This is a genomic window from bacterium (assembly GCA_023230585.1).
Lineage (GTDB): Bacteria > Ratteibacteria > UBA8468 > B48-G9 > JAFGKM01 > JALNXB01.
This window is the reverse complement of the sequence record JALNXB010000002.1, coordinates 16,659-39,245: the sequence shown is the minus strand read 5'-3', so window position 1 is coordinate 39,245 and position 22,587 is coordinate 16,659. Positions and strand designations below refer to the sequence as shown.

Annotated in this window: 22 protein-coding genes and 2 tRNA genes; 15 read left to right on the top strand and 9 right to left on the bottom strand. The window is 34.8% G+C overall.

The features are described from left to right. Nucleotides 1-10: 10 nt before the first annotated feature. Nucleotides 11-754 carry a serine/threonine protein kinase gene (locus tag M0P98_00890; protein MCK9265437.1) on the bottom strand — a complete coding sequence of 248 codons (744 nt, stop codon included), beginning with the start codon at nucleotides 752-754 and terminating at the stop codon, nucleotides 11-13. 275 nt (nucleotides 755-1,029) lie between these two features. On the opposite strand from M0P98_00890, the gene M0P98_00885 reads away from it, so the two are divergent. From M0P98_00885 to miaB, 6 genes are all read left to right on the top strand, one after another. After that, on the top strand, nucleotides 1,030-3,279 hold the full coding sequence (locus M0P98_00885) for a heavy metal translocating P-type ATPase (GenBank protein ID MCK9265436.1): 2,250 nt from the start codon (nucleotides 1,030-1,032) through the stop codon (nucleotides 3,277-3,279). A 4-nt stretch (nucleotides 3,280-3,283) separates the two neighbouring features. Beyond that, nucleotides 3,284-4,102, top strand: coding sequence for a sugar phosphate isomerase/epimerase (locus M0P98_00880; protein ID MCK9265435.1), 819 nt, complete (start codon nucleotides 3,284-3,286; stop codon nucleotides 4,100-4,102). A gap of 68 nt (nucleotides 4,103-4,170) precedes the next feature. Continuing rightward, nucleotides 4,171-4,773: a hypothetical protein gene (locus M0P98_00875; GenBank protein MCK9265434.1), complete on the top strand. Its 603-nt coding sequence runs from the start codon at nucleotides 4,171-4,173 to the stop codon at nucleotides 4,771-4,773. Nucleotides 4,774-4,826: 53 nt separating this feature from the next. Then, complete coding sequence (locus tag M0P98_00870) at nucleotides 4,827-6,176, top strand: neutral/alkaline non-lysosomal ceramidase N-terminal domain-containing protein (GenBank protein MCK9265433.1); 1,350 nt, start codon at nucleotides 4,827-4,829, stop codon at nucleotides 6,174-6,176. 13 nt (nucleotides 6,177-6,189) lie between these two features. Then, a complete protein-coding gene (locus M0P98_00865; GenBank protein MCK9265432.1) occupies nucleotides 6,190-6,801 on the top strand; it encodes a hypothetical protein in 612 nt (203 codons plus the stop codon). A 33-nt stretch (nucleotides 6,802-6,834) separates the two neighbouring features. Continuing rightward, nucleotides 6,835-8,160 carry a tRNA (N6-isopentenyl adenosine(37)-C2)-methylthiotransferase MiaB gene (gene miaB / locus M0P98_00860; protein MCK9265431.1) on the top strand — a complete coding sequence of 442 codons (1,326 nt, stop codon included), beginning with the start codon at nucleotides 6,835-6,837 and terminating at the stop codon, nucleotides 8,158-8,160. Here the strand turns inward: miaB and M0P98_00855 are convergent. Genes M0P98_00855 through thrC form a run of 7 tightly spaced genes read right to left on the bottom strand, consistent with a single transcriptional unit; the run spans nucleotide 8,075 to nucleotide 13,858 of the window. Further along, nucleotides 8,075-8,575 carry a DNA-binding protein gene (locus M0P98_00855; protein ID MCK9265430.1) on the bottom strand — a complete coding sequence of 167 codons (501 nt, stop codon included), beginning with the start codon at nucleotides 8,573-8,575 and terminating at the stop codon, nucleotides 8,075-8,077. The genes miaB and M0P98_00855 overlap by 86 nt on opposite strands. Before the next feature lie 17 nt (nucleotides 8,576-8,592). Further along, entirely contained in the window at nucleotides 8,593-10,092 is a 1,500-nt protein-coding gene (locus tag M0P98_00850) for a TrkH family potassium uptake protein (protein ID MCK9265429.1), read from the bottom strand. Next, nucleotides 10,089-10,235 (bottom strand): hypothetical protein, encoded by a 147-nt coding sequence (locus tag M0P98_00845; protein MCK9265428.1) that lies wholly within the window; start codon nucleotides 10,233-10,235, stop codon nucleotides 10,089-10,091. The genes M0P98_00850 and M0P98_00845 overlap by 4 nt, the downstream gene beginning before the upstream one ends. After that, the gene (locus M0P98_00840) at nucleotides 10,232-10,903 is read right to left on the bottom strand and encodes an NAD-binding protein (GenBank protein ID MCK9265427.1); all 672 of its coding nucleotides are present in this window, start codon (nucleotides 10,901-10,903) and stop codon (nucleotides 10,232-10,234) included. Before M0P98_00840 ends, M0P98_00845 begins: the two co-directional genes overlap by 4 nt. Further along, nucleotides 10,903-11,547, bottom strand: a complete 645-nt coding sequence (locus tag M0P98_00835; GenBank protein MCK9265426.1) for a TrkA family potassium uptake protein — start codon at nucleotides 11,545-11,547, stop codon at nucleotides 10,903-10,905. Before M0P98_00835 ends, M0P98_00840 begins: the two co-directional genes overlap by 1 nt. 27 nt (nucleotides 11,548-11,574) lie before the next feature. Then, nucleotides 11,575-12,483 (bottom strand): homoserine kinase, encoded by a 909-nt coding sequence (gene thrB, locus M0P98_00830; protein ID MCK9265425.1) that lies wholly within the window; start codon nucleotides 12,481-12,483, stop codon nucleotides 11,575-11,577. Nucleotides 12,484-12,493: 10 nt separating this feature from the next. Then, a complete protein-coding gene (gene thrC / locus M0P98_00825; GenBank protein ID MCK9265424.1) occupies nucleotides 12,494-13,858 on the bottom strand; it encodes a threonine synthase in 1,365 nt (454 codons plus the stop codon). 297 nt (nucleotides 13,859-14,155) lie between these two features. Here thrC and M0P98_00820 point away from each other — a divergent pair, with 297 nt between their 5' ends. The 6 genes from M0P98_00820 to M0P98_00795 all read left to right on the top strand — a co-directional run bounded on the left by M0P98_00820 (nucleotide 14,156) and on the right by M0P98_00795 (nucleotide 18,787). Further along, complete coding sequence (locus M0P98_00820) at nucleotides 14,156-14,938, top strand: hypothetical protein (protein MCK9265423.1); 783 nt, start codon at nucleotides 14,156-14,158, stop codon at nucleotides 14,936-14,938. A gap of 2 nt (nucleotides 14,939-14,940) precedes the next feature. Continuing rightward, complete coding sequence (locus M0P98_00815) at nucleotides 14,941-16,227, top strand: homoserine dehydrogenase (protein ID MCK9265422.1); 1,287 nt, start codon at nucleotides 14,941-14,943, stop codon at nucleotides 16,225-16,227. A gap of 63 nt (nucleotides 16,228-16,290) precedes the next feature. Beyond that, complete coding sequence (locus M0P98_00810; GenBank protein ID MCK9265421.1) at nucleotides 16,291-17,532, top strand: MFS transporter; 1,242 nt, start codon at nucleotides 16,291-16,293, stop codon at nucleotides 17,530-17,532. A 44-nt stretch (nucleotides 17,533-17,576) separates the two neighbouring features. After that, nucleotides 17,577-17,650 (top strand) — tRNA-Arg (locus tag M0P98_00805). A 43-nt stretch (nucleotides 17,651-17,693) separates the two neighbouring features. Next, the gene (locus tag M0P98_00800; protein MCK9265420.1) at nucleotides 17,694-18,635 is read left to right on the top strand and encodes a membrane dipeptidase; all 942 of its coding nucleotides are present in this window, start codon (nucleotides 17,694-17,696) and stop codon (nucleotides 18,633-18,635) included. 80 nt (nucleotides 18,636-18,715) lie between these two features. Further along, nucleotides 18,716-18,787, top strand: a tRNA-His gene (locus tag M0P98_00795). Nucleotides 18,788-18,837: 50 nt separating this feature from the next. Here M0P98_00795 and M0P98_00790 read toward each other — a convergent pair. Beyond that, nucleotides 18,838-20,019, bottom strand: coding sequence for an ankyrin repeat domain-containing protein (locus M0P98_00790; GenBank protein ID MCK9265419.1), 1,182 nt, complete (start codon nucleotides 20,017-20,019; stop codon nucleotides 18,838-18,840). Between the two features lie 445 nt (nucleotides 20,020-20,464). Here M0P98_00790 and M0P98_00785 point away from each other — a divergent pair, with 445 nt between their 5' ends. The 3 genes from M0P98_00785 (at nucleotide 20,465) to M0P98_00775 (ending at nucleotide 22,583) form a co-directional block, all read left to right on the top strand. Next, nucleotides 20,465-20,728 (top strand): hypothetical protein, encoded by a 264-nt coding sequence (locus M0P98_00785; protein MCK9265418.1) that lies wholly within the window; start codon nucleotides 20,465-20,467, stop codon nucleotides 20,726-20,728. A 24-nt stretch (nucleotides 20,729-20,752) separates the two neighbouring features. Beyond that, nucleotides 20,753-22,099, top strand: a complete 1,347-nt coding sequence (locus tag M0P98_00780; protein MCK9265417.1) for a hypothetical protein — start codon at nucleotides 20,753-20,755, stop codon at nucleotides 22,097-22,099. A 103-nt stretch (nucleotides 22,100-22,202) separates the two neighbouring features. Beyond that, complete coding sequence (locus M0P98_00775) at nucleotides 22,203-22,583, top strand: YbaN family protein (GenBank protein ID MCK9265416.1); 381 nt, start codon at nucleotides 22,203-22,205, stop codon at nucleotides 22,581-22,583. The last annotated feature ends 4 nt before the right edge of the window (nucleotides 22,584-22,587 follow it).

The window sequence follows — 22,587 nt, the reverse complement described above, 5'->3', positions numbered from 1 at the left end:
TTATATATTCTTATAAAGAGTATATCAGTTCTTCCATAGAAGAAAACCTTTCTTCAGGGTCGGTATGGGTAGATTTTCTTATAATTCTTAATATCTGTTCTGAAAATTCAAAATTCAACTCACGGTAAATTTTTTCAATTGTTTTACCGAAAGCATATATATCTGTTTTAATATTTGCTGGTTGCCCTTTTGTTCTTTCAGGAGCAAGATATCCATCTGTTCCTGCCCTAATGGCTACTTCTTTCTTGAACAGTCTCCTCTGGTGAGCAAGCCCAAAATCTGTAAATTTAACTTTCTCCAGAGAAAATGATATTAAAATATTAGCAGGGTTAACATCTTTATGTATGATAGCATTATTATGCACAAAAGCCAACCCTTGCCCAGCTTTTTTTATTACTTTTACTATATTTTCAGGAGTAAAAAGATAATTTTTTGTTTTTATAGCTTTCATAAGGTCAGCATCAAGGTACTCCATCAACATAAACAGGTTTCTATCTTGTTTTTTCACTTGATAAACTTTTATTATGTTGGGATGGTTTAAGGACATAGAAATTTTTGCTTCAGCAACAAACTTTCTCGATTGTACACGGTCGAGCCGTCTTGGATGAAGAACTTTTACCGCTATTATAGTATCATATTTTGGTATTGGGTATATTGTTCTTGCTTTATAAACAGAAGAAAAACCTCCTGCTCCAACCATCTCTTCAAGGATGTACCCCTCTATCTCATAACCTTTTCTTACTTGTATATTCATTGATTTATTCTAAAAATTATTTCTATTTTTTACGGTAAACATTGCTTTGAAATTTTTAAAAGTAGAATAAAAAGTGTACCATTTTTTTAGTAAAAAAATCAAGGTTTTATAAAAGTACCTACTTTTTATGTTATAACTTGCAAAGACACACTGCTATTCTCAATAATAATATAACAGAATAGAAAGAGGAGAATACGTAAATAATTACATAAAAAAACTATACTTTTTCTTAAATTATTTGATTATTTCATAAGATAGAAATATAATATTGTTAAATGAAAAAAACTTTTCTGGTCGAAGGTATGCATTGTGCTTCTTGTGCAAAAAACGTAGAGAAAGCCGTAAAACAGGTTAAAGGTGTTACTTCTGCTTATGTGAACCTGCCAGCAAAAAAACTTTATGTCGATGCTGAGAATATTGATGTAGCGACTATTTTGCAAGCAGTAGAAAATGCTGGAGATTTTAAAGGTTTTGACTTGCAAGCAGGAGAGAAACAAGAAGATGAGGTCTTAGAAATAAAGAGTGCAAAACAGAAGGCTATCTTTTCTTGGGTTTTTACTGTACCTGTTGCCATAGTGATGATTATACATATGACAGGTCTTTTCTCTAAAATAGATGTTTTTTTATATAATATATTTTATATAATTATAGCCATACCTGTTCTTTTCTTTCTTGGATTTAAAACATATATATCGGCAATCAAATCTGCAAAAAACTTTTCCTTCAATATGGATTTTTTAATATTTTTAGGAACTGGTGTTGCTTTTATAACAGGTCCCCTTAGTCTATTTTTACCTATAGAAAACTATGCGGCAATAGCTTCTATGATTATGGCTTTTCACTTAACAGGTAGATATGTAGAAACAAAAGCAAGAGGGGAAGCCAGTCTTGAGATAAAAAATCTTCTAACCCTTGAAGCAAAACAAGCCACACTACTTATAGATGGTGCTGAGAAACTGGTAGATATTAAGGAAGTTAAAACAGGTGATATTATGCTGGTAAGGCCAGGAGAAAAAATACCAACCGATGGTGTTATAGTTAGAGGAGATAGTTATGTAGACGAATCTATGGTTAGCGGAGAAAGTTTGCCTGTAGCAAAAAAAGAAGGCGACAATGTTATTGGGGCAACACTCAACCAGGACGGGTTTTTGCAAGTTAAGGCTCTAAAAGTAGGAAAAGAAACTTTTTTGAACCGTATAATACAACTTGTAGAAGAAGCTCAATCAAGTAAAATCCCCGCCCAAGATTTTGCTGATAAGGTAATATCTGTTTTTGTTCCCATAATTATAGGTATCTCTTTGTTAACGTTTATGTTATGGATTTCTTTCCCTTCCTTTATGTTTAATGCCAAAAAATTGTTCCTTTTTCTTCCTTGGGTCAACATAACCGAAACAACCAGGTTGAAACCAGCTCTCCTTGCTGCAATCTCAGTACTTGTAATAGCTTGCCCTTGTGCGTTAGGTCTTGCCACACCTACTGTTCTTCTGGTTAGTTCAGGGATGGGCGCAAAAAAAGGTGTTTTTATAAGAAAAGGTGCTGCTATACAGGTTATGCAGGAAGTTTCTTCAATAGCTCTCGATAAAACAGGCACTTTAACTATTGGAAAACCTGTTTTAACAGATATTATACCAATAAAAGATTCTCAAGACGCTAAATCTGAACTTTTAACTATTTCGGCGTCCCTTGAATCTTTATCAGAACATCCATTAGCTAAAGCTATAATAAAAGAAGCAGAAAAATTAGAATTAAAACTCAAACAAGTTGAAGAATTTCAAGTGTTAAGAGGGCTTGGAGTTAAAGGCTTAATAGAAAATAAGAAAAGTATTGCAGGTAACAGTAAACTGTTAAAAACAGAAGGAATAGATTTAAATAAGTATAAAAAATCTTTAGAAAAAATTGAAGATGTCGGTAGGTCTCTTATTTATGTTGCCCAAGAAGGAGAACTGCTCGGAGTTTTAGGGTTATCAGATACATTGAAACCTGAAGCTAAGGAGGTTATTGAAAAACTAAAACTGTTAGGTTTGAAGGTTGCTATGATTACTGGAGATAACGAAAAAACAGCAAAAGCAATATCTCAGCAAGCCGGTATAGAGAGGGTTATAGCTAACGTTTTGCCAGATGAAAAACTTAGACAGATTGAAGAACTCCAAAAGGAAGGAAAAGTTGCGTTTGTAGGAGATGGTATCAACGATGCGCCAGCTTTAAAGAAATCTGATGTAGGTATAGCTATGGGAACAGGTACAGACATCGCAATAGAGACTGGAGATATCATTCTTGTTAAAGGAAACTTGTCTGGCATAGTTTCTGCTATTCTTTTAAGTAAAGAGACCTTTAAAAAAATTAAACAGAACCTTTTCTGGGCTTTCTTTTATAATATTGTTGCTATACCTATCGCAATCTTTGGTGGTATGCACCCTGTTGTTGCAGAAATATCTATGGCTATCTCATCTATTTCTGTTGTTACAAATGCCAATATGTTAAGAAGAAAAAATATAACAATGTCAAACAAAAATTTGGAGGAATAATATAATGAAAAAAAGTGTGAATGTTCAAGTTTTTGGGAATAGAGATTTTGAAGAAGGGTTACAAATAATTAAAGATGCAGGGTTTGAAGCAGTAGAGTTAAACGCTCGTGATATTATTAATGTTGATGGCTCAGAAGAAGGAATTAAAAAAGTAAAAGACCAGGTTCTTTCAAAAGGGCTTGAAATAGCGAGTTTGCTTGGCGGTTGGTACTCTCTGTTTAGTGATTCTTCTGAAAAACGGAAAGAAGAAGAGAATACTCTAGTTAGGGATATTAATATATGTAAAATTCTTGGGACAGACGCTCTACTGGTTGTTCCCGGGGCTATCCGTCCTTCCCCAGAAGGAGACCAACCTATAAGTTATGATAAAGCTTACGAAAGAAGCGTTGAATCTTTGAAAAGAGTAGCACCAATAGCAGAAGAAAACAAAGTTTTTATATGTGTAGAGAACGTCTGGAACAACTTTCTAATTACACCAATAGAGATGAAGAACCTTATTGAAGAAATAAATTCAGAGTTTGTTGGTGTCTATTTTGATGTAGGCAACATTTTAAAGTACGGATTTCCTGAAATGTGGATAAGAATTCTTGGTAAACTTATCAAAAGAATTCATTTGAAAGATTTTAAAACTGCAGTAGGAAACAATACTGGTTTCTGTGGTTTACTTCAAGGAGATGTGAATTGGCCAGAAGTTATGAAAGCCCTCAAAGAAACTGGATATAATAGTTACTTAACAGCTGAATTTGGACCATACAGATATCACCCTGAAACTGTTATCTATCATCTTTCTTTGTCGATAGATAAAATTCTTGGGAGAAAATAGTTTTTCAAAACTTCTCATTAAAGCTTAGCCAAGTTTGGCAGAACGAAATCTTTTTAAAGGAGGAAAATATGAAAAGATATTATTTTTGTGCGGTTATATTTTTAACTTTTCTGGTATTTTTTACAGGTACCGCAAGTTCTCAGATAGCTAACGGTGATTTTGAAGAAACAGTTACCATACCAGAAACTAGCTCTTACTTCAAAAGAATGGAATCAAAAAAATGGGAATTTGAAAAACCTCTTATTTTTCCTAAAGGGTGGTACGTCAATGCAGCTTTGTCTGAAGGTGTATATAAAATAATCACCGACAAAACAGAGGCACAGAGCGGTAATAACTGCATATATCTAAAAGGTGCTTTTACGCATCAGCAACTTATAAAGGTAACTCAAGGAGATGAAATTGAGGTTTCTGTATATGTCAAAGGTCAAAAAGGAAACGAGATAAGGATTCAATGTTACGCTTACGGAAGAAAAGATGATAATAAACGGACAAATGTTGGTGGCTTGAATTTAAGAGCAAAAGCAGAAAGTGAATGGACAAAACAAGTATGGAACTTTACAATACCAGAAAATATCAAAAACAAAAAAGTGCACGAAATTAAAATTGCTCTATACAGCCCTGTGGGGGCGTATTTTGACAATTTGACAATTGAGCATAAAAAAGTTCAATAAGATAGTTTAATACAAGTTCAACTGCTTTAATAGAAGTAGACAAGGAGACTTTAATGGGGGAACGAGTTTTTGCAGGAGTTTCAAAAATAGATATAACACCTCCTCTCGGATATAGGTTACAAGGGCACGGTATGAGAAAAAAACCGAGTCAGAGAATCCACGACCCGTTACATTTAAAAGTTCTTACCGTAAAAAAAGGAAATGATAGAGTTGCTATAATAACGTTTGATCTTCTGGGACTTTCTGTAGATTTTGTTTTGGAAGCAAGAGAAGAGATAAAGAAAAAGACTGGACTACTTGCAAACCAGGTTATGATGTGTGCCTCACATACCCATAGTGGTCCTTTTGTTCTACCAGCTCCTGGCGGTACAATGGATGAAAACTTTATCCCTGACTATTTACCTTTACTTATAAAACAGACCGCAGGAGCTATAATTGAAGCCATAAGCAGAGAAGAAGAAGTTAATCTGGTTTATGGTAAATCTACCATTGATATAGGTTCTATAAATAGAAGAAAAAAGAATCCAGACGGCAGTATATGGGGTCCTGACCCAGAAGGACCAGTTGACAGAGAGGTGTCAGTTCTATCTTTTGAAAAAAGCGTAGGTAACCCTGTTTCAATTCTATTTACTTATGGGTGCCACCCTACAACTGTTAACACCTCTATTTCCGATATAACCGCAGAATACCCTGGCACCGCCCAACACGAATTAGAACGGTTTTATAGCGGTTCAACTGCTCTTTTTACTAACGGTTGTAGCGGAGACGTAAGACCAAGTTTAACAAACGAAGAAAAAACTGCTTTTAAAGCTGGAGATTTTAATGATGTTAAACGTATGGGTAGACTTCTTGCTGCTGGAACAATAGAAGCAATAGAGACTGCACGGATGAAAAGTAAAACTGCTTCTTTAAATATCAAAAGTGTAGCAGGTTATCTTGAAACTTTTCAGTTTCCATTAAATAAAGATTTTCTTCCAGTTGATGAAGAGTCTATTGAAAAAAACTTTCCAATTCTTGTAAAAAAATTTAGAGGAAATTATCAGGCTTTTGAGTCTGAACTGAAATGGAAAAAGATGTGGAAAGAAAAGTTGCTCAAAGGAGACCCAGTTCCAGAAACTGTAGATGCTGATATACAGGTTATTAAAATTGGAGATATTTCTCTAATAGGTTTCCCTGGGGATACAATGGCTGAGATAGGTCTAAAAATTAAGCAAAAAATTCCTTATGCTATACCTATTTCAAACAGTAACGGCAGAATAGGTTACATACCCTCGGCTCAAGGTTTGAAGGATGGAGGTTACGAGGCGTCTTTCTTTTTTTATCAGGGGTTTCCTGGACCGTACGCCCCAGAGATGGAAAGTGAACTAATAAAAAAAATTGTAGAGTTAACAGAACGACAATAACAAGGAGGATATAATGATGAAAAAATGGATTGGAGTGATAATAATAGGACTTATATTGTTTGTATCGGCTGGAGCATTAAAAGCAGAAGTTTTTTCTAACGGTGGGTTTGAAGAGACTGAGACAGCAACACCTTCGCTTATGAAAGTTCTTGATACTGCAGGATGGAAATATGATACACCACTGGTTTTTCCAAAACAGTGGAGAACAAACTCAGGAGTAAAAACAGCAAACGGTGAGTATCGATTAATTACTGATAGCAAACAGGCTCATAGTGGAAACAACTGTATATTTATACGAGGTCATTTTAATTCTATCGGCAACCAACTTAAAGTGTCAGGAGGAGATACGGTTGAAGTAAGTTTTTATGTTAAAGATAAAGATAAAAAAGACGCATTTGCTTTCTTGTATCTTTATGGAACAAATGAAGAAGGAAAAAAAATTTATTGCAGGTCAATCTCTCATAAAACACAGACAGACGAAACATGGACAAAGCAGACAGGCACAATCACAATCCCAACAGGAAAAATCAAAGATGTGTATGTAAGCTCTGCAACTCTTGCGATAGCCAGTCCGACAGGAGCATATTTTGATGATGTAGAGTTGACTATAAAAAAAGCTGAATAAGAAAGTTTGCCATATCACGTTTTTATAAAGAAAATGAAAAGAGTTTATATACGCACCTATGGATGCCAGATGAACGATTATGATTCGGCAAAACTTTCTTCTCTGCTCAAAGAAAACGGGTACTCAATAGTTGAAACCCCGCAGGAAGCCGATTTTATAATAGTCAACACATGTAGTGTTAGAAAAACAGCGGAAGACAGAGCTTTAGCTTTTCTTAGTAGCCAAAAACCTCTTAAAAAAGAAGGGAAAAAACTCTGTCTTTTCGGTTGTTCGGCAAGTTTGTATAGAGAAAAACTCTTCAAAAAATATCCTTTCATAGATATAATATGTAGTCCTGACAACTATAAAAACGTGCCAAACATTTTTAAAACGAGCAAAAAGGGATGTTATGTTGAAGAGAACCTACATCCTTTCCTTGAGACCACACCCTTGTCAGATAAAACTCTTTCTGCTCTTGTTACTGTTACAAAAGGATGTGAAAACTTCTGTTCATACTGCGTTGTACCTTTTACCAGAGGAAAACTTATAAGCCGTCAGCCTGAAGAAATATTAAATGAGATAAAAAAACTTACAGAGAATGGAATTAACGAAATAATATTATTAGGTCAGAATGTCAACGAGTATGGAAAAGATATAGGTACCACATTTATAGATTTGCTAAAAAAGATAGACAGTATGGAAGGTGTTGCTCGTATTAGTTTTACTACCTCTCACCCTAAAGATATTTCTGATGAACTACTCGCTCTTTTTGCTCAATTACCTAAATTATACAAACACCTGCACCTACCTTTCCAATCAGGGTCAAACAAGATTCTAAAACTAATGAATCGTAAATATACAATTGAACAATATTTAGGTATTATAAAAAAAGCACGTGATATGTATCCACAAATAACCATCACCTCAGATATAATTGTTGGCTTTCCAGGTGAAGATGAAAAAGATTTTCAAGATACATCTCAAATTGTAAAAACGGTGGAGTTTGATGATCTTTTTATTTTTAAATACTCTGCAAGACCAGGCACTGTTGCTGCTTTAATGAAAGAGACTGTTACCTCAACAGAAAAAGAAGCTCGACACAAATTTCTTATTTCTCTCCAGAACGAAATATCTTGTAAAAAGAATCAAGGGTATATAGGAGAAACTTTATCTGTTTTTTTAAGAAATATAAGCGAAAAGAAGAACGGGGTTCTTATAGGAAGAACCATCACCAACAAACCTGTCTTTGTGAAATCAAGTAAAAATAATCTTGGCAAGGTTTGCCAAGTAAAGATTACAGATGCTCATCGGATGTATCTTTTGGGGGATTGTTGCGACGCGAATAGAAACGAAAAAATATTATCAGAACCCCAAGTATAAAGACCATTATTAATGTTTTAATATCAATCTCTTCCTCAAAAATTTCTCCTTCTTTAACAATCTCAAGAGTTTCAGCGTGTATATCGTTATCTCCGAAATGTTCAAGGCAATATTCATTATAAACACCCACCACTCTTACTGTATCTCCTGTAACCAGGTACCTGCCAAACCTTTTAATTTTAATAATATCTTTCTTTTCAAGAAAAACACCTATAAAAAACTCGCCGTTTGTTATGTTTACCCAAAAGTTTTTACCAGAAGAGGCAGGTTCACCTATAACTTCGCCTGTAACTATGACCTTTTTACCATTATACTTTTCAGAATTATCAAAAAGGTGTTTTAAAGAGACCTCTTCATAAGAGTATAAATTAGAGACAAGAAAGAATAAGAAGATTGTTAAAAAAAGTTTTTTCACTATATTTCCCGCCATTGTTATTGAGGGCTTTTTAAGGATACTAAAAACCTTAAAAGAACAAAAACCGATAAGAACTCTAACCTTCCAAGCCACATCTGTAAAATATATATAACCTTTAACCCTGCAGGCGCACTTGATGACACTATCCCCACAGATAAACCAGTATTACCTGTTGCCGAAACTGATTCAAAAAGAGAACCAAGAAAAGGGTAACCATAAAACACACCCACCATACTACCTAAAAAAAACGATGTTATATAAAGAATTATTATTATACTTACCATCTTAACATAATTATCTTCTACTACAATCTCTTTTATGTGATGGATTTTTTCTATAATTATCGCTGATTCAGGAGACGTTAGCCTTCTCATCTCTTTTTTTATACCTTTAAAAAAGATGCCAAGTCTAAGCATCTTTATTCCGCCAGCTGTAGAAGAAGAACAACCACCAAAACTCATTGCTAAAATTAAAGCCAACACACCCAAAGTATGCCACTGCCTATTAAAGTTGTTTATAGACCAAGAGGAATACCCAACGCTGGTATGGGCTGAGATAAGGTGATAAAAGGTTTTTCTAAAAAAAGAAAAGTAGTCAGGGAATGGGAAATTGTTTATAAAAGAAAAACAAATAAGAGTAAAAAGGGTCAGTATACTCAACATATAGATTCTCAATTCGTAGTTTTTAAAAAGTTCTTGTGGTTTTCCTGTCCACACAGCGTAGTGTACACCAAAGTTTATGGCACCAAGAATAAAAAGCACCCCAGTAACAAGTTCTATAACCGGAGAATGGTAATACATAATATTTTGAGATTGAACTGAAAAACCAGCAGTATCCCAACCAGACATAAACAGACATACTGAGTGAAACAGAGCTCTACCAACAGATGCGTTGCGTGCAAAATTAATAAAAAATAGGATAGATGTCCCGATAATAAGATAGGTAAAACTGACTAACCATATAAACTTTGCCGTCTGAACCACATTAGGCATTATTTTTTCTTCTTTACCTTCGCTCATATATACCTTTGAAGCGCTACCGCCTTTAACAAAAAATGTCATAGCCACAAGAATTATCCCTTGCCCACCAATAAAGCACATAAAATGTCTCCAGAAATTGTAAGAGTGCGCCATATAATCAAGATTTTTTGCAAGAGTAAAACCAGTTGTAGTGTAGGCGCTCATTGCTTCAAAACACGAGTCAAGATAAGAAAGGTAGTTACCCGAAAGAAAAAGAGGTATTGCACTCAAAAACATCGCAACAAGCCAACTTAGAGCAACAAGACTCATCCCTTGACGCCAATTTAAATTAATTTCTTTAGGGTGTTTTAGGTACAGGATATTTCCTATAAATAGACAGCAAAGTATTGATACAATAAAGTTTAAAGAAGGTGCCCATTCGCGATTCAAAATAGCCACAAATAAAGGAACCAACATTATTATGCCAAGCCCTTGAATGAGTTTACCAAGATAATATAATATAGATTTTACGTCTTCACGAGAAAATTGTGGTATCATTTTTTTATAGAAATGATAAGGTAGATTATAAAGGAGATTGTGGCTGCTACACTAAAGGTTATTAAAGGGTAAACAAGTTCAATAGATATTCCTAAAACCCCTTTATAAAAAACTTTCAAATACTTCAATATGTTGTCTATCATTTGTCTTTCTCAACCCCGCCTGTAAACATCTTTAGAAGATTTGATTCATTTTCAACTTTAGTAATCGCTATAACTTCATCTTTTTCTTTAAGAACAAAATCTGCTTTTGGAATAATTATATCTCCACTTCGTTCTACAGCAACAATAACAGAATCAGCAGGAAGGTCTATTTCGCTCATAAGAATATCAACAACAGGCGAGTTTTCAGGTAGACCTACCTTAACTATTGATAAGTTCCCCTTTTTAAACGCAAAAAGAGGTATTATATCTTCCCAACTAACTTCATCTTCTATAATTTTTGCTATTATAGAGGTGCTACCAATAGCTACATCAACACCAAGTTTATTGAATATTTTTTCATTTTTGGGGTCATTAACTTTAGCAACAGTCCGTTTTACGTTAAAGATATCTTTTGCCATCTGGCAAACCACAAGGTTATCTACATCAAAACCTGTTACAGCCGCAACAACATCCGCTTTACTCACACCAGCCTGCTTAAGCGTAACTGGATCGCACCCATCCCCTTGTATTACAAGAATATTTGCGCTACCTGCCAACTTTTTGCTTACCTCAAGTTCTTTCTCTATAAGAGTTACATAATGGTTCTCACGTAATTTTTCTACCAGATGAAACCCTACGTTGCCGCCACCTACAATTATTATATTCATTACTTTATCCCAAAAACTTTTTTAACTTTTCTAAGGTTAGCCAAACGTACTATTCCTATAATACGGTCGTTACCTTCAATAACCATATTTGCTTCAGGTATTATAACTTCGTTTTGTCTAACTATACTTATTATATGAAAATCTCCCGGTATATTCATAGTTTCTATTTTACGTCCTACATACTGACCATTATTTTTTATTTCTATAACAGTAACTTTATCGCTTTCAAATACATAGGTAGTAAAACTTTTTTCTACAATTTTTTCTCTAATCAGTGTAGCAAAAATAGCCGTGCTGTTCACAGAATCTACCCCTAAATTTCTGTATATCTCATCTTTACCTGTATCTGAAACTCTGGATATAACTTTAGAAAGGTTAAAAATTTTTTTTGCAATATGAGAAATAACTATGTTGGTATTATCATTGCTTGTAGTGATAGCAAGAGCGTCGGCTTTTTCTATACCCGCTTCTTTCAAGACATCAAGGTCTAACCCATCACCAGTTATAACAAGACCATTAAAACTATCGCCCAATTTTTGTAAACTCTTTTCTTCTTTATCAACCACAACAACATTATGCTCATCCTGCAATAATTTTGCCAACTGAGAACCTATTCTACCGCACCCTACAACTATTATATACATCACCCCTCCATAAAAGAAGAATATCTGCTAAGTTAAAACTTTCCATACAGTTTTTCCGCCTGTTGCAAACAGTTTTACTTCCCCCTTCAATTGGTCTTCTTTTATTTTATCTTCAACTTCTTTTACGGCAGATTCTTGCATCTTTTTTTGAGTAAAAAAGATAACTGACGGCCCTGCACCACTAAGACACGCACCTAACAAATTTTTACTATTTAACCTTGTTAACTTCTCAAGGTACCCCATCAATTCTCCTCTATACGTTTGATGCAACTTGTCTCTCGTACCATATTTCAATAGTTCCAAATTACCTGAAGAAAATGCCGTACACAAAAAACCAAAACTACACAAATTGTATACAGCATCACTGAGAGGAACCTTACTGGGCAGAACATTTCTTGCATCCGAAGTAGAAAGTTCGAATTCAGGAATATAGGCTACCACCCTCATATCTTTAGGTGGAGATATTTTATAGGTAACTATTTTATCTTTCTCACTAAAACCAAAGACAAAACCTCCATACAAGGAGGCTGCAAGATTATCTATATGTGTCTCTATCTCAACTGCCAGTTTCAAAAGAGTGTCTTTTTTGATTTGGTGTCCAGACAGTTTAAAAGCACTAATAAGTGCCCCTAAAATAATGGTCCCACTACTGCCAAACCCTCGCCGAAAAGGGATTCTGTTTAACATCTCTACCTTAACATTGAAAGGAGTTTTACCGAGAAATTTAAGACCTAAATTAAAAGCGTACATAAAAAACTCGCCTGTTTTAGTTTCGGATTCTTGTGAAACTTTGTTACTCAGGATAAAACTGTTTTTTATGTTTTTTTCTACAATAAACTCATTAAAAACATTTAAACTTAACCCAGAACAGTCAAAACCACTACCAACATTTCCTACGCTTGCAGGAACTTTAACAACCATTTTGTTTATATCCATTTAAGACCTCTCAGGAAAGAATTTTAAGAACATTTTCTTTGAAAGATTCATAATCGCTATCTATTGTTAAATACTCTTCTTCTTTGTCGTCTAACCCAAGCAAGTTATCAGAGATTGGAGGGACTATATGGAGTAACTCTTGAATCTTTTCTGGGAACTTTGCAGGGTCGGCAGTTTCAATAGAAATCACAACGTCTTTACTACTATATTTTTCTGAAGCAGCAATAGATATCGCTCCGTGGGGTTCAATCAAAATACCATATTCGTTGTAAAACTTTAAAATAGTTTCATCTACCTCTCTTTCTTCTACTGAGTATGAGATAAAATCGTTCCTCAACCTTGCCATATCAGGAAGTACCTTCAAATCTCCCTGCTTTATAAGGTTGCCCTGATGGTCTCTTACATCTGTTAACCAACCACCATACATATCAACCAAACGAGCAAGGTTACTCGGATGCCCAACGTTCATAGCGTTTGAACTACACTCTTTTGAAGGTACCACTGCACGATACTCACCTGTTTCAAGAAATTTCGGGAACTCGTCATTTTCGTTAACTCCAACGATAAATCTTTTAATAGGAAGCCCCATTTTTTTAGCAATAACACCCCCTAAAAGATTACCAAAATTACCTGAAGGGACGGAAAAGACCAACTCTTCTTCGTCAACCCTTGAGTAACCAAAAAAATAGTATACGCTTTGAGGTAAAAGCCTACCAAAATTTATTGAATTGGCAGATGTCAGGTTTAACAACTTAAAATCAGAATCATTAAAAGCCCTTTTAACAATAGATTGGCAATCATCGAATTTGCCTTTAATAGCCAAAGGTAAAATATTGTTTCCAAGTGTCGTCATCTGTTTGCGTTGTCTCTCTGTAATTTCCTGTTCAGGAAACAGTATAACAACATCGATTTTATCCAGCCCATAGAAAGCATTAGCAACAGCGCCACCTGTATCTCCAGAAGTTGCTACAAGTATGGTCAACTTTCTATTCTCTTGTATAGCAAAATATTCCATAACCTTTGACATAAACCTTGCGGCAAAATCCTTAAAAGAAGCGGTAGGTCCTTTTGTAAGCCACATAATATAAAGTTCATCTTTAACTTTTTGGATAGGTATCTCAAAAGAATAAATATCTTGCACAATATCTTTTAGTTTAGTTTTTTCAATTACATCTCCAAGAAATAAAGAAAACACCTCAAAGGCTATCTGGCTATAATCCATATCTCTAAAAGAGTTTATTTTCTCTTTTGAAATTTTAGGAATACTCATAGGCATATAAAGACCGTAGTCAGGCGCTTGCCCTCTCAACACAGCTTCTTTAAAAGAAACTTTTTCTGAATTTCTATTTGTACTTCTATATAAAATTTTTTCCATTTTTTCGTTGCTCTCAAAATACAATAAAACCTCTAAACTGTTAAAATTATAGCATAACCAGAACCATTTCAGCAACAAGGTTAGTATTTATAAACCGTAAAAACTATTACATATTTTTTAGAAACAAACCTAAAATTATGTTAAGATACTTCGAATAATAGTAACTTATAAGGTTAATTGACGCCGTTAAATCTATTAACAATAGCCGTTATTGCGCTTAAGGTATAATGTAATAAGCAATCTTCTTTAGATGTTTGGTTTTTAAAAATTTTTAATATATGTTAAAATGGATATTCTATGGATAAAAAGAAAATAGAAACAGAGAAAAAAATTGTAACAAATGTAACAAAACCTAAAAAGAAAAAACCTTTTGTGCTTATCTTTCTTATAATAATTCTCTTAATTGTAGGTGCTGGGGTATATTTCCATATACAACAGACAAAAGAAAGACAGAGACAACTTGCTCTTGAAGAAGAGAGAAGGTTAGAAGAAGCAGAGAGAGAAAGAGAGAGAAGGTTCCTGGAAGAAAAGAAGAATGAATTTGAAAACCTTATCCAAGAGATGAGAAGGTATTTTAATCTTGGAAATTTCAAAAAAGTAAGAGAATTGGCGGAACAAGCATTACTTTTAGCAAAAGAGTATAACTTTCCTACCGATGAAATCAAACAGATGTTACATATGATAGATGTCAACAGTTATCGCGCAAGATTAAAAAAACTCCAAGCCCAATCAGAAGATATGTATCTTTATCCACATATAAGAGCCGAAACCTTAAAGATACCTAACTTACCTGAATTAAGAAATTTAAGAACTTCAATTATAAATAAAACCTACGAAAATGAATACAAAGTTACCCTTGCTATTGCACATCAACAAGCAAAAGATATTAGCAAGGGTACATTACCCAAGTACAGTTATCTTTCAAGCAAAACTTTCCTTGAAAAAGGAATAAGTGTAAGAAAAAAATATAACTTAAAGAAATCAGAAGAAGAGGCTGTTATTATGGACCTACATAACGAACTCTTTTTTACTTCAAAGGAATTACCAAAAGAGACTGTACCAACCTCTCTATACCGTTAAAAATGAAAAAAAACAATATTAAAATAGGCGTTTTAGGATGTGGCACTGTTGGAAGCCAGTTTGTAGAGCATTTTAATCAAAAAAAACTTTATTTTAAAAAGAAAACTGGTGTTGATTTTGAACTGGTAAAAGTAACTGATAAAAACATTGATATACAAAAGAGGTACCCTCTTATATATACAGAAAACGTTCAAGATATTTTAACTAACAAAAATATTGATATAGTGGTAGAGTTGATGGGAGGAGTTGAGCCGGCTTACACATTCATTAAGCAAGCTATATCAGAAGGTAAGTCTGTAGTAACAGCTAATAAAGCGCTCCTTTCTGGTAAAATAAAAGAACTACTTGACCTTGCGGGAAAAAACGGAGTACACCTTGGATTTGAGGCAAGCGTGGCGAGCGCAATACCTATTGTTAAATCATTAAAAGAAGGTTTTATAGGTAACAATATTTCCAAATTTATGGCAATCTTAAACGGCACAACAAACTATATACTCACTCAGATGTCTCTTTACGGGAAAAACTTTGCAGACGCCTTGAAACAAGCTCAAAAACTTGGGTACGCAGAAGCCGACCCTACCCTTGATGTTGAAGGGTTAGACGCTGCGCATAAATTGTCTATACTATCTTTTCTTTCATTCAACAATTTTGTTTCTTGGGAAGAGATTTTCACAGAAGGAATAAAAAATATAGAACCTATAGATATAACACTTGCAAAAGATTTTGGTTACAGAATTAAACTTCTTGCTATAGCTAAAAAGAATAAAAATGAGATAGAACTAAGGGTTCACCCAACTTTTCTTGCATCAAACCACCTTATTGCCAACGTTGAAGATGTTTATAACGCTATATATCTGGAAGGAGATATGATTGGAAAATCTCTTTTTTATGGGGAAGGTGCAGGAGGCAACGCCGCCGCAAGTGCTGCTATATCTGATGTGGTTGATATAGGTCAAAAATTAGCAGGAGAAACCCCTATCCAGGCAGGTCCTGTATTTGAAGATAAAAAGATTTCTGTTATGCCTATGGAGAAAATTTCTACAAGATATTATTTCAGGTTTACTGTACCAGATAAACCAGGCATTCTTGCAAAAATAACAGCTGTTTTGGGTAAAAACAAGATAAGTATCGCTTCAGTCATACAGAAAGAACAGAATAAAGATAGTGCGGTGCCTGTTGTAATTTTAACACACACAGCAGAAGAACAATCTGTCAGGAAAGCTATTGAGGAAATAGATAAATTACCTATAATCAAACTCCCAACTGTAGTTATAAGAGTAGAAGATTAAACTAAACTTTCCTTACATTACCCTATCTCGCCCAAATCTATATAAAATTCGTATAGGAGTATTATGACCACCATTAAGAAGAATAGTTTTTTGACTCTTATTGTTCTAAACAGCATATACTTTTTTTCTTACTTCCACAGAGTCGCTGTTCCGGGAACAATATTTAATGAATTACAATCATCTTTTTCTCTTTCAGCCACTGCTGTCGCTGGTCTGGGAGCATTAACAATATTGATTTACGGAACTTTCCAAATTTTCGCAGGTATTATCTCTGACCGTTTTGGAGGATTTAAAACGTTTCTTGCTGGCAGTATTCTTTTAAGTATTAGTTCCACTCTTTTCTCCTTTGCATACACCCCTGCTATGTTGTTTATAACCAGAGGTTTGGTTGGATTTGGTGCCAGTTTCATATTTATCAGTCTTGTAAAAATATTAACAAACATTTATAGCCCAGACGATTTTCCTTTCTTTTTAAGCATCTCAATTATATTGGGATATTTAGGCGGAGTGGTAGCAACATACCCGCTGGAAAAAACAATATCTTTTATGGGATGGAGAAACTCTTTTTTTATTGCAGGAATTTTATGTACAATTTTTTCTATCATAGCTTTACAGACTTTTAAAAAAGTTCAACGTTCAGAGAACTTAAACAGAACATTTTCTTTCGCCTCTTTTCTTCAAGTTATACAGAACGTCTCTGCCATACCTGTACTTATCTCAGGGTCAATAAATTTTGGAATATACTTTTTGTTACAGTCCTCTCTTGGAAAAAAATTTCTCCAAGACTCTTGCAACCTTACCTCTGAAAAAGCATCACTGTTTACATTCTATATGATGGTAGCTATAACTTTATCTGTATTCTTTTCGGGTCATATATCAAGATTGCTCGGAAAACGCAAGCCAATCCTAACCACTGCAACATTTATAACCCTGCTTGGCTCAGCCATAATTTTTTTAAATCTAACATTTAAAGGTTCTTCACAAATATTTCTTATTTCGTATATTCTACTGGCAACATCAGCGGCAGTTTCACCTATATTCTTAACTGTTATGAAAGAACTTTACCCAGAAAACGTTTCAGCCACCTCAACAGGATTTCTTAACACGATCTGTTATATAGGAATTTCTTTAATGGGATACCTGGCAGGGGTTGTTCTTGACTTGTTCAAACACGTTTCAATTGAAATTTCTGGAGTTATTATATACCCTGATGCCGCTTACAGAATAATATTTCTCGGATGCGTTATGCTTGCATTGATATCGTTTCTTGTTTCGTTTTCAATAAAAGAGACAGGTAAAGAATAATTTAATTGATATTTAATCTTATCTGTTTTAAGATATAGTGTTAAGCGCCTGTAGCTCAATTGGACAGAGTAGTGGGCTTCGAACCCAATGGTTGCCCGTTCGAGTCGGGCCAGGCGCAATAACGTAATAGAAATATATTTACCATATTAACAAGGAATAAGATGAACAAAAAAACGGTTATTTTTGATAATCACTGTGATACATTGGTTTCTGTAAGAAGGAATAATAGAGATTGGTTATCTGAATCTAAAGACGGGCATTGGGATATTGAAAGATACATAAAAGTAGGAGGTAAATACCAGGTAATGGCAATATGTCCTCCCCCTAACCTTCTCGGAGATATCTCTACCTCTTTTACGTTTGAGGTTTTAGGAAGTTATTACAGCGCTTTAAGAAGAACAGACAAAATATTGACCATTAAAACGAAAACAGACCTTGATAAAGTTAAAAACAGGTTAGGAGTAATCCTTGCTATAGAAGGAGCCAACCCTCTACTTGGTAGAGAAACTCTTCTTGAAATGTTTTTTCAGGCAGGTATAAGACTTATTACCCTTACGTGGAACCATCGAAACGAGTTAGCAGACGGAAAAGGCGTTGGCGGTAATTACGGCCTAACCAATATAGGGAAAACTCTTGTAGCAAGTATGCACGCAAAAGGGATAGCTGTTGATGTTTCCCATCTAAACGAAGCAGGATTTTGGAATGTAGCAGACATTTTAAAAACAGGAATGATGGCTTCTCATTCAAATTCTCATAAGATATGTAACCACTCAAGAAACCTTAACGATAAACAGATAAAAGCCATATCTGACAGAGACGGTATAATAGGGTTCAATTTTGCCAGCGGTTTTATATGTAGTGAAGGCGAACCCGGAAAAGAGCATTTTCTTGCTCATCTAAAACAGATAAAAAAAGTGGGGGGGACAAAAGTTCTTGCTTTTGGTGGAGACCTTGATGGTATAAATAGAGGTTTAGTTACAAATGCTCTTAAATACCCTACCCTTTTAAACTGGGCAAGCGAAATTTTAACCGATGAAGAACTTGAAGATTTTGCATGGAAAAACTCATACAATTTCTTCAAAAATATTCTACCTGACGCCTGACTATTTCTATTTTTTGAAATATCTGGTAAAATATAGATACTTTATTAGTTTGTATTTTTTTTTATAAATAATTTTAAATGGTGGGTGTAGCTCAGAGGCAGAGCGCTAGACTGTGGCTCTAGGAGTCGGGGGTTCAATTCCCCTCACCCACCCTGGCAGTTTTTAGTATTGATTCTATTGCTTGTTAAATTGAAAAACCAGGTTACCACTTTGCACCTGCTTCCTTTAAAATCTTGATAATTTTTGTACGTCCACGTCTTAGTGCATAAAACAAAGGTGTCTGTCCGTCTTCATCCCTCGCATTAATATCAGCACCTTGTTTTATCAATAATTTAACCATTTCTACTTTTCTATAGAGAATTGCATCAAACAAAGGGGTCCGGCCGAAATAATATTTCGCATTAACATCAACACCGTGTTTTAGCAATAATTTTACTACTTCTATGTTTTCATCTTTAACTGCTTTAAACAAAAGAGGCGTTTCATCTACACCTTTAGCGCTAATATCCATACCTTTTTCTATCAACAGTCTTATTATTTCCACTTTTTTAGTATAATCTTCACCAGACAAAGATGTCTCTTTATCTTTCTCTTCCACATTAATATCAGCGCCGTGCTCTATTAATAGTAGAGCAATTTCTAACCGCCCCAAAAAAACTGCACTATGCAAAAGTGTCTGCCCATTTTTATTCTTCGCATTAATATCGGCCCCTTTTTCTATCAATAGTTTTAATATTTCTACATTTTTGCAAAAAGCTGCTATATGTAAAGGCGTCCTTCCTCGTCCATTCTTCGCATAAACATCCGCACCATATTCAATTAATAGCTTTACTATTTCTATTTTGCCAACTTTTACTGCCTCAAACAAAGACGTCTGTCCGTCCTCATCTTTTGCATTAATATCAACACCAAGTTTTAGTAATAGTTTAACTACTTCTATCTTTTCACCTTTAACTGCTTTAAACAAAGGAGGCATTTCGTCTACACCTTTAGCACTAATATCAACACCTTTTTCTATTAACAGTTTTATTATTTCCACTTTTTTAGTATAATCATCACCATACAAAGATGTCTCCTTATCTTTATCCTTCGCATCAATATCGACACCGTGTTCTATCAATAATTTGGCAATTTCAAATTCTCTCCTAACAACTGATATATGTAAAGATGTCTGCCCGTTTTTATTCTTTGAGTTAATGTCTGCACCGTGTTTTATCAATAGTTTAGCAATTTCCAATTGCCCCCAAGAAGCTGTTATATGTAAAGGCGTCCTTCCGTCTACATCCTTTGCATTAATATCAACACCTTTTTCTATTAATTGTTTTACTGACTCTATATCTCCAAGCATTATTGCTTTATGCAAAGAATTATCTATCTCTTGCATATTTTTCCTCCTAAATAAAAAAGGTAAAAACATCTCTAATAAACAATGATATTTAAGCACCCCCTTCTCTTCTGTCAATTTTTTCTTCTGAGAAGCGCCATAAAACAGAACTATTTTCACAATGCCCGAAATCTCGTGTTATTTTTAAGAACATCTTTTCATAAACTTAGTTAAATAAAATCAATAGCATATATACCCAACGGTCAAAAAACAAACACCTATTATCCACTTTCACTACATACTATTTACTTTTGTAGTTACTTAAAAAAAGTCATCCAAGTTTTTATAAAATTTCAAATTGACTATTTACAAAAGAACGTGATAATATTTTTAGTATAAATGAAGAACAGGTGCGAATCAAAACCTTGCTCATATAATTTAGACAGAGTAATTGTGCAGGATATTTATACAAATAAAGTTCGAACAAGCGAAAGGTTTATGAATAATGTTCTCTTACAAGGAGAGTTTCTATGCGAACAAAGTGTTTCCGATTATTGTTGGACTTATTCTGTTTGGCTCTCTGATTAAGGAAGGTTTCGCCAATTACCAGAATGCATGGAGAGCAGGAGAGAACCAACGGCGTGCAGGAAAGTATGTAGAGGCAAGGAAAAACTACGAGCAAGCCCTAAAGTTAGCTGTATCCGGAGTAGATAAGGCAAAAGCACAGATTGGGGTTGCTCAAACATACGACGAGCAGACCAACTACTAGCAAGCACGTCTTGAGTTTGAAAAAGTGTTTGATATTGAAGAAGCCACGCCAGACCAGATAGCTCAGGCACAGTGGTATATTGGGAAAGGATATCTCGCCGAAAAGAAATACTCCATAGCAATGGTTACGTTTGAGAAGGTGTTGGATATGGAAATGGTGTCGCCTACCTGGAAGGTGTTATCATGGATGTTCATTGGTCACACCCATAGCAGAGAACGCAAGTATGAAGACGCCCGAGCGTCCTATACTGCGGTTAAGGAGGTTTCCAACGTATCTGAAAAACAGAAAGCGGAAGCTATGATAGCAATTGCCAATACGTTCATTGTAGAGAAAAACTACAAGGATGCTCGCAACAAAATGAAAGATCTTTTGAAAGAAAACAATTTGCCACTTAAGGAAAGAACTTTGGCACAGATGCTCTTGGCAAGAGGTTGGTTCCTGGAGAGAAACTTTTCAGTCGCACGAGAAGAATTTACAAAGGTTTTATCTATGGAAGGTATGTCTAACACAAACAAAGCAGAGGCTCGATTGAATATTGGATTATGCTTCTACTATACTGAAGATTACGAACACGCAAGGAAGGAACTTGAGCAGGTTCTCTTAATGAAAGGTGCAACAGAAAAACAGGTCCACGAAGCTAAACTAAGATTACGATTAAAAAGACTCGTTCCCGATGATGAAGTAGTGATTACTGCTTTTTTTATCGGTGCCAGCCACACTCAGGTATGGAAGATACCCCAGATGGTTGAAGCAATAGCAGCGTCTGCTCCTACCGGAACTCCACGAATTATCTCAGGCGAATTTCTCCGTGGCGGTACAATGATTGATACATTTTGGGAAGAGGGAACAGAACCTAATACTGCCCGCAATCAGCTCGCCTCAGAGCAATGGGATGTTCTTGTTATGGAGACATACTGCAGATTACCTTACGCTAAACTTGTAAAGTATGGAACTTTATTTAACGACCTTATTCTTGCAGGAAAAGACCGTACTGTTATATGCGAAAGCCCTGTAAATTTTGGTATGCCATACCCTACAAGGTTCGAAAAATTCCACGCTGAAAATCTTTCATTAGGCAAACTATTGAAAGCTAAATTAGCTCCGTCTCTTAACGCCTGGATGTATTACCTTGGTCCAGAACCAACAACTGAACAACGGCTGGCTCTGTATGGTAAGGATAGAGTGCATACATCCAAAAAAGGTGCTTATATGGCGGCTTGTTGCATATACTCTGCAATTACAGGATTGAGTCCGGTAGGATTAAACCCAGTAATTCCTTCGTTTGGGTCAGACCAGTTCTCACAGGAAGAAGTTATGAAGTTACAGAAAGCATCTTGGAAGGCTTTCCAAGATGCCAATCCAACAGAATAAAAGCATAAATAACAAAAATTGTTTTCTTCTTTCTAACTATAAATCGGAAGAAAGTTTTTATTGAAAATTTGTTTTTTTTTGTTTGGAATGGTAATCTTACTGGATGAAGCAAGTCAAACAAAAACTGTTAATAGCCGTAGGCACCCTCTCTGTAGTCATAGGTTTTATAGGTATTTTTGTTCCAATTCTTCCAACTACCCCTTTTCTTCTACTCTCAGCTTTCTGTTACTCTCGAAGTTCAAAAAACTTTTACAATTGGTTGATAGGAAATAGATTTTGTGGGCAATATGTAAGAAACTATATACAAGGTAAAGGAGTACCATTAAAACAGAAATTATACACATCTATTCTGCTGTGGGTAACCATATTGTATACTGTTTTTTTTATTATAAAACTTTTATGGTTGAAATTTCTTCTGATATTTATTGCAGTTGCGGTTACAGTTCATCTTATTATGATAAAAACTTATAAACATACAAAATAAAGAG

Coding starts and splice junctions, on each gene's coding strand:
- M0P98_00845 (MCK9265428.1), bottom strand. CDS start 10,235: ATGATAGACAACATATTGAAGTATTTGAAAGTTTTTTATAAAGGGGTT.
- M0P98_00875 (MCK9265434.1), top strand. CDS start 4,171: ATGAAAAGATATTATTTTTGTGCGGTTATATTTTTAACTTTTCTGGTA.
- M0P98_00865 (MCK9265432.1), top strand. CDS start 6,190: ATGATGAAAAAATGGATTGGAGTGATAATAATAGGACTTATATTGTTT.
- M0P98_00800 (MCK9265420.1), top strand. CDS start 17,694: ATGAACAAAAAAACGGTTATTTTTGATAATCACTGTGATACATTGGTT.
- miaB (MCK9265431.1), top strand. CDS start 6,835: ATGAAAAGAGTTTATATACGCACCTATGGATGCCAGATGAACGATTAT.
- M0P98_00820 (MCK9265423.1), top strand. CDS start 14,156: ATGGATAAAAAGAAAATAGAAACAGAGAAAAAAATTGTAACAAATGTA.
- M0P98_00840 (MCK9265427.1), bottom strand. CDS start 10,903: ATGAATATAATAATTGTAGGTGGCGGCAACGTAGGGTTTCATCTGGTA.
- thrB (MCK9265425.1), bottom strand. CDS start 12,483: ATGGATATAAACAAAATGGTTGTTAAAGTTCCTGCAAGCGTAGGAAAT.
- M0P98_00790 (MCK9265419.1), bottom strand. CDS start 20,019: ATGCAAGAGATAGATAATTCTTTGCATAAAGCAATAATGCTTGGAGAT.
- M0P98_00870 (MCK9265433.1), top strand. CDS start 4,827: ATGGGGGAACGAGTTTTTGCAGGAGTTTCAAAAATAGATATAACACCT.
- M0P98_00880 (MCK9265435.1), top strand. CDS start 3,284: ATGAAAAAAAGTGTGAATGTTCAAGTTTTTGGGAATAGAGATTTTGAA.
- thrC (MCK9265424.1), bottom strand. CDS start 13,858: ATGGAAAAAATTTTATATAGAAGTACAAATAGAAATTCAGAAAAAGTT.
- M0P98_00775 (MCK9265416.1), top strand. CDS start 22,203: ATGAAGCAAGTCAAACAAAAACTGTTAATAGCCGTAGGCACCCTCTCT.
- M0P98_00835 (MCK9265426.1), bottom strand. CDS start 11,547: ATGTATATAATAGTTGTAGGGTGCGGTAGAATAGGTTCTCAGTTGGCA.
- M0P98_00810 (MCK9265421.1), top strand. CDS start 16,291: ATGACCACCATTAAGAAGAATAGTTTTTTGACTCTTATTGTTCTAAAC.
- M0P98_00850 (MCK9265429.1), bottom strand. CDS start 10,092: ATGATACCACAATTTTCTCGTGAAGACGTAAAATCTATATTATATTAT.
- M0P98_00815 (MCK9265422.1), top strand. CDS start 14,941: ATGAAAAAAAACAATATTAAAATAGGCGTTTTAGGATGTGGCACTGTT.
- M0P98_00785 (MCK9265418.1), top strand. CDS start 20,465: ATGTTCTCTTACAAGGAGAGTTTCTATGCGAACAAAGTGTTTCCGATT.
- M0P98_00890 (MCK9265437.1), bottom strand. CDS start 754: ATGAATATACAAGTAAGAAAAGGTTATGAGATAGAGGGGTACATCCTT.
- M0P98_00885 (MCK9265436.1), top strand. CDS start 1,030: ATGAAAAAAACTTTTCTGGTCGAAGGTATGCATTGTGCTTCTTGTGCA.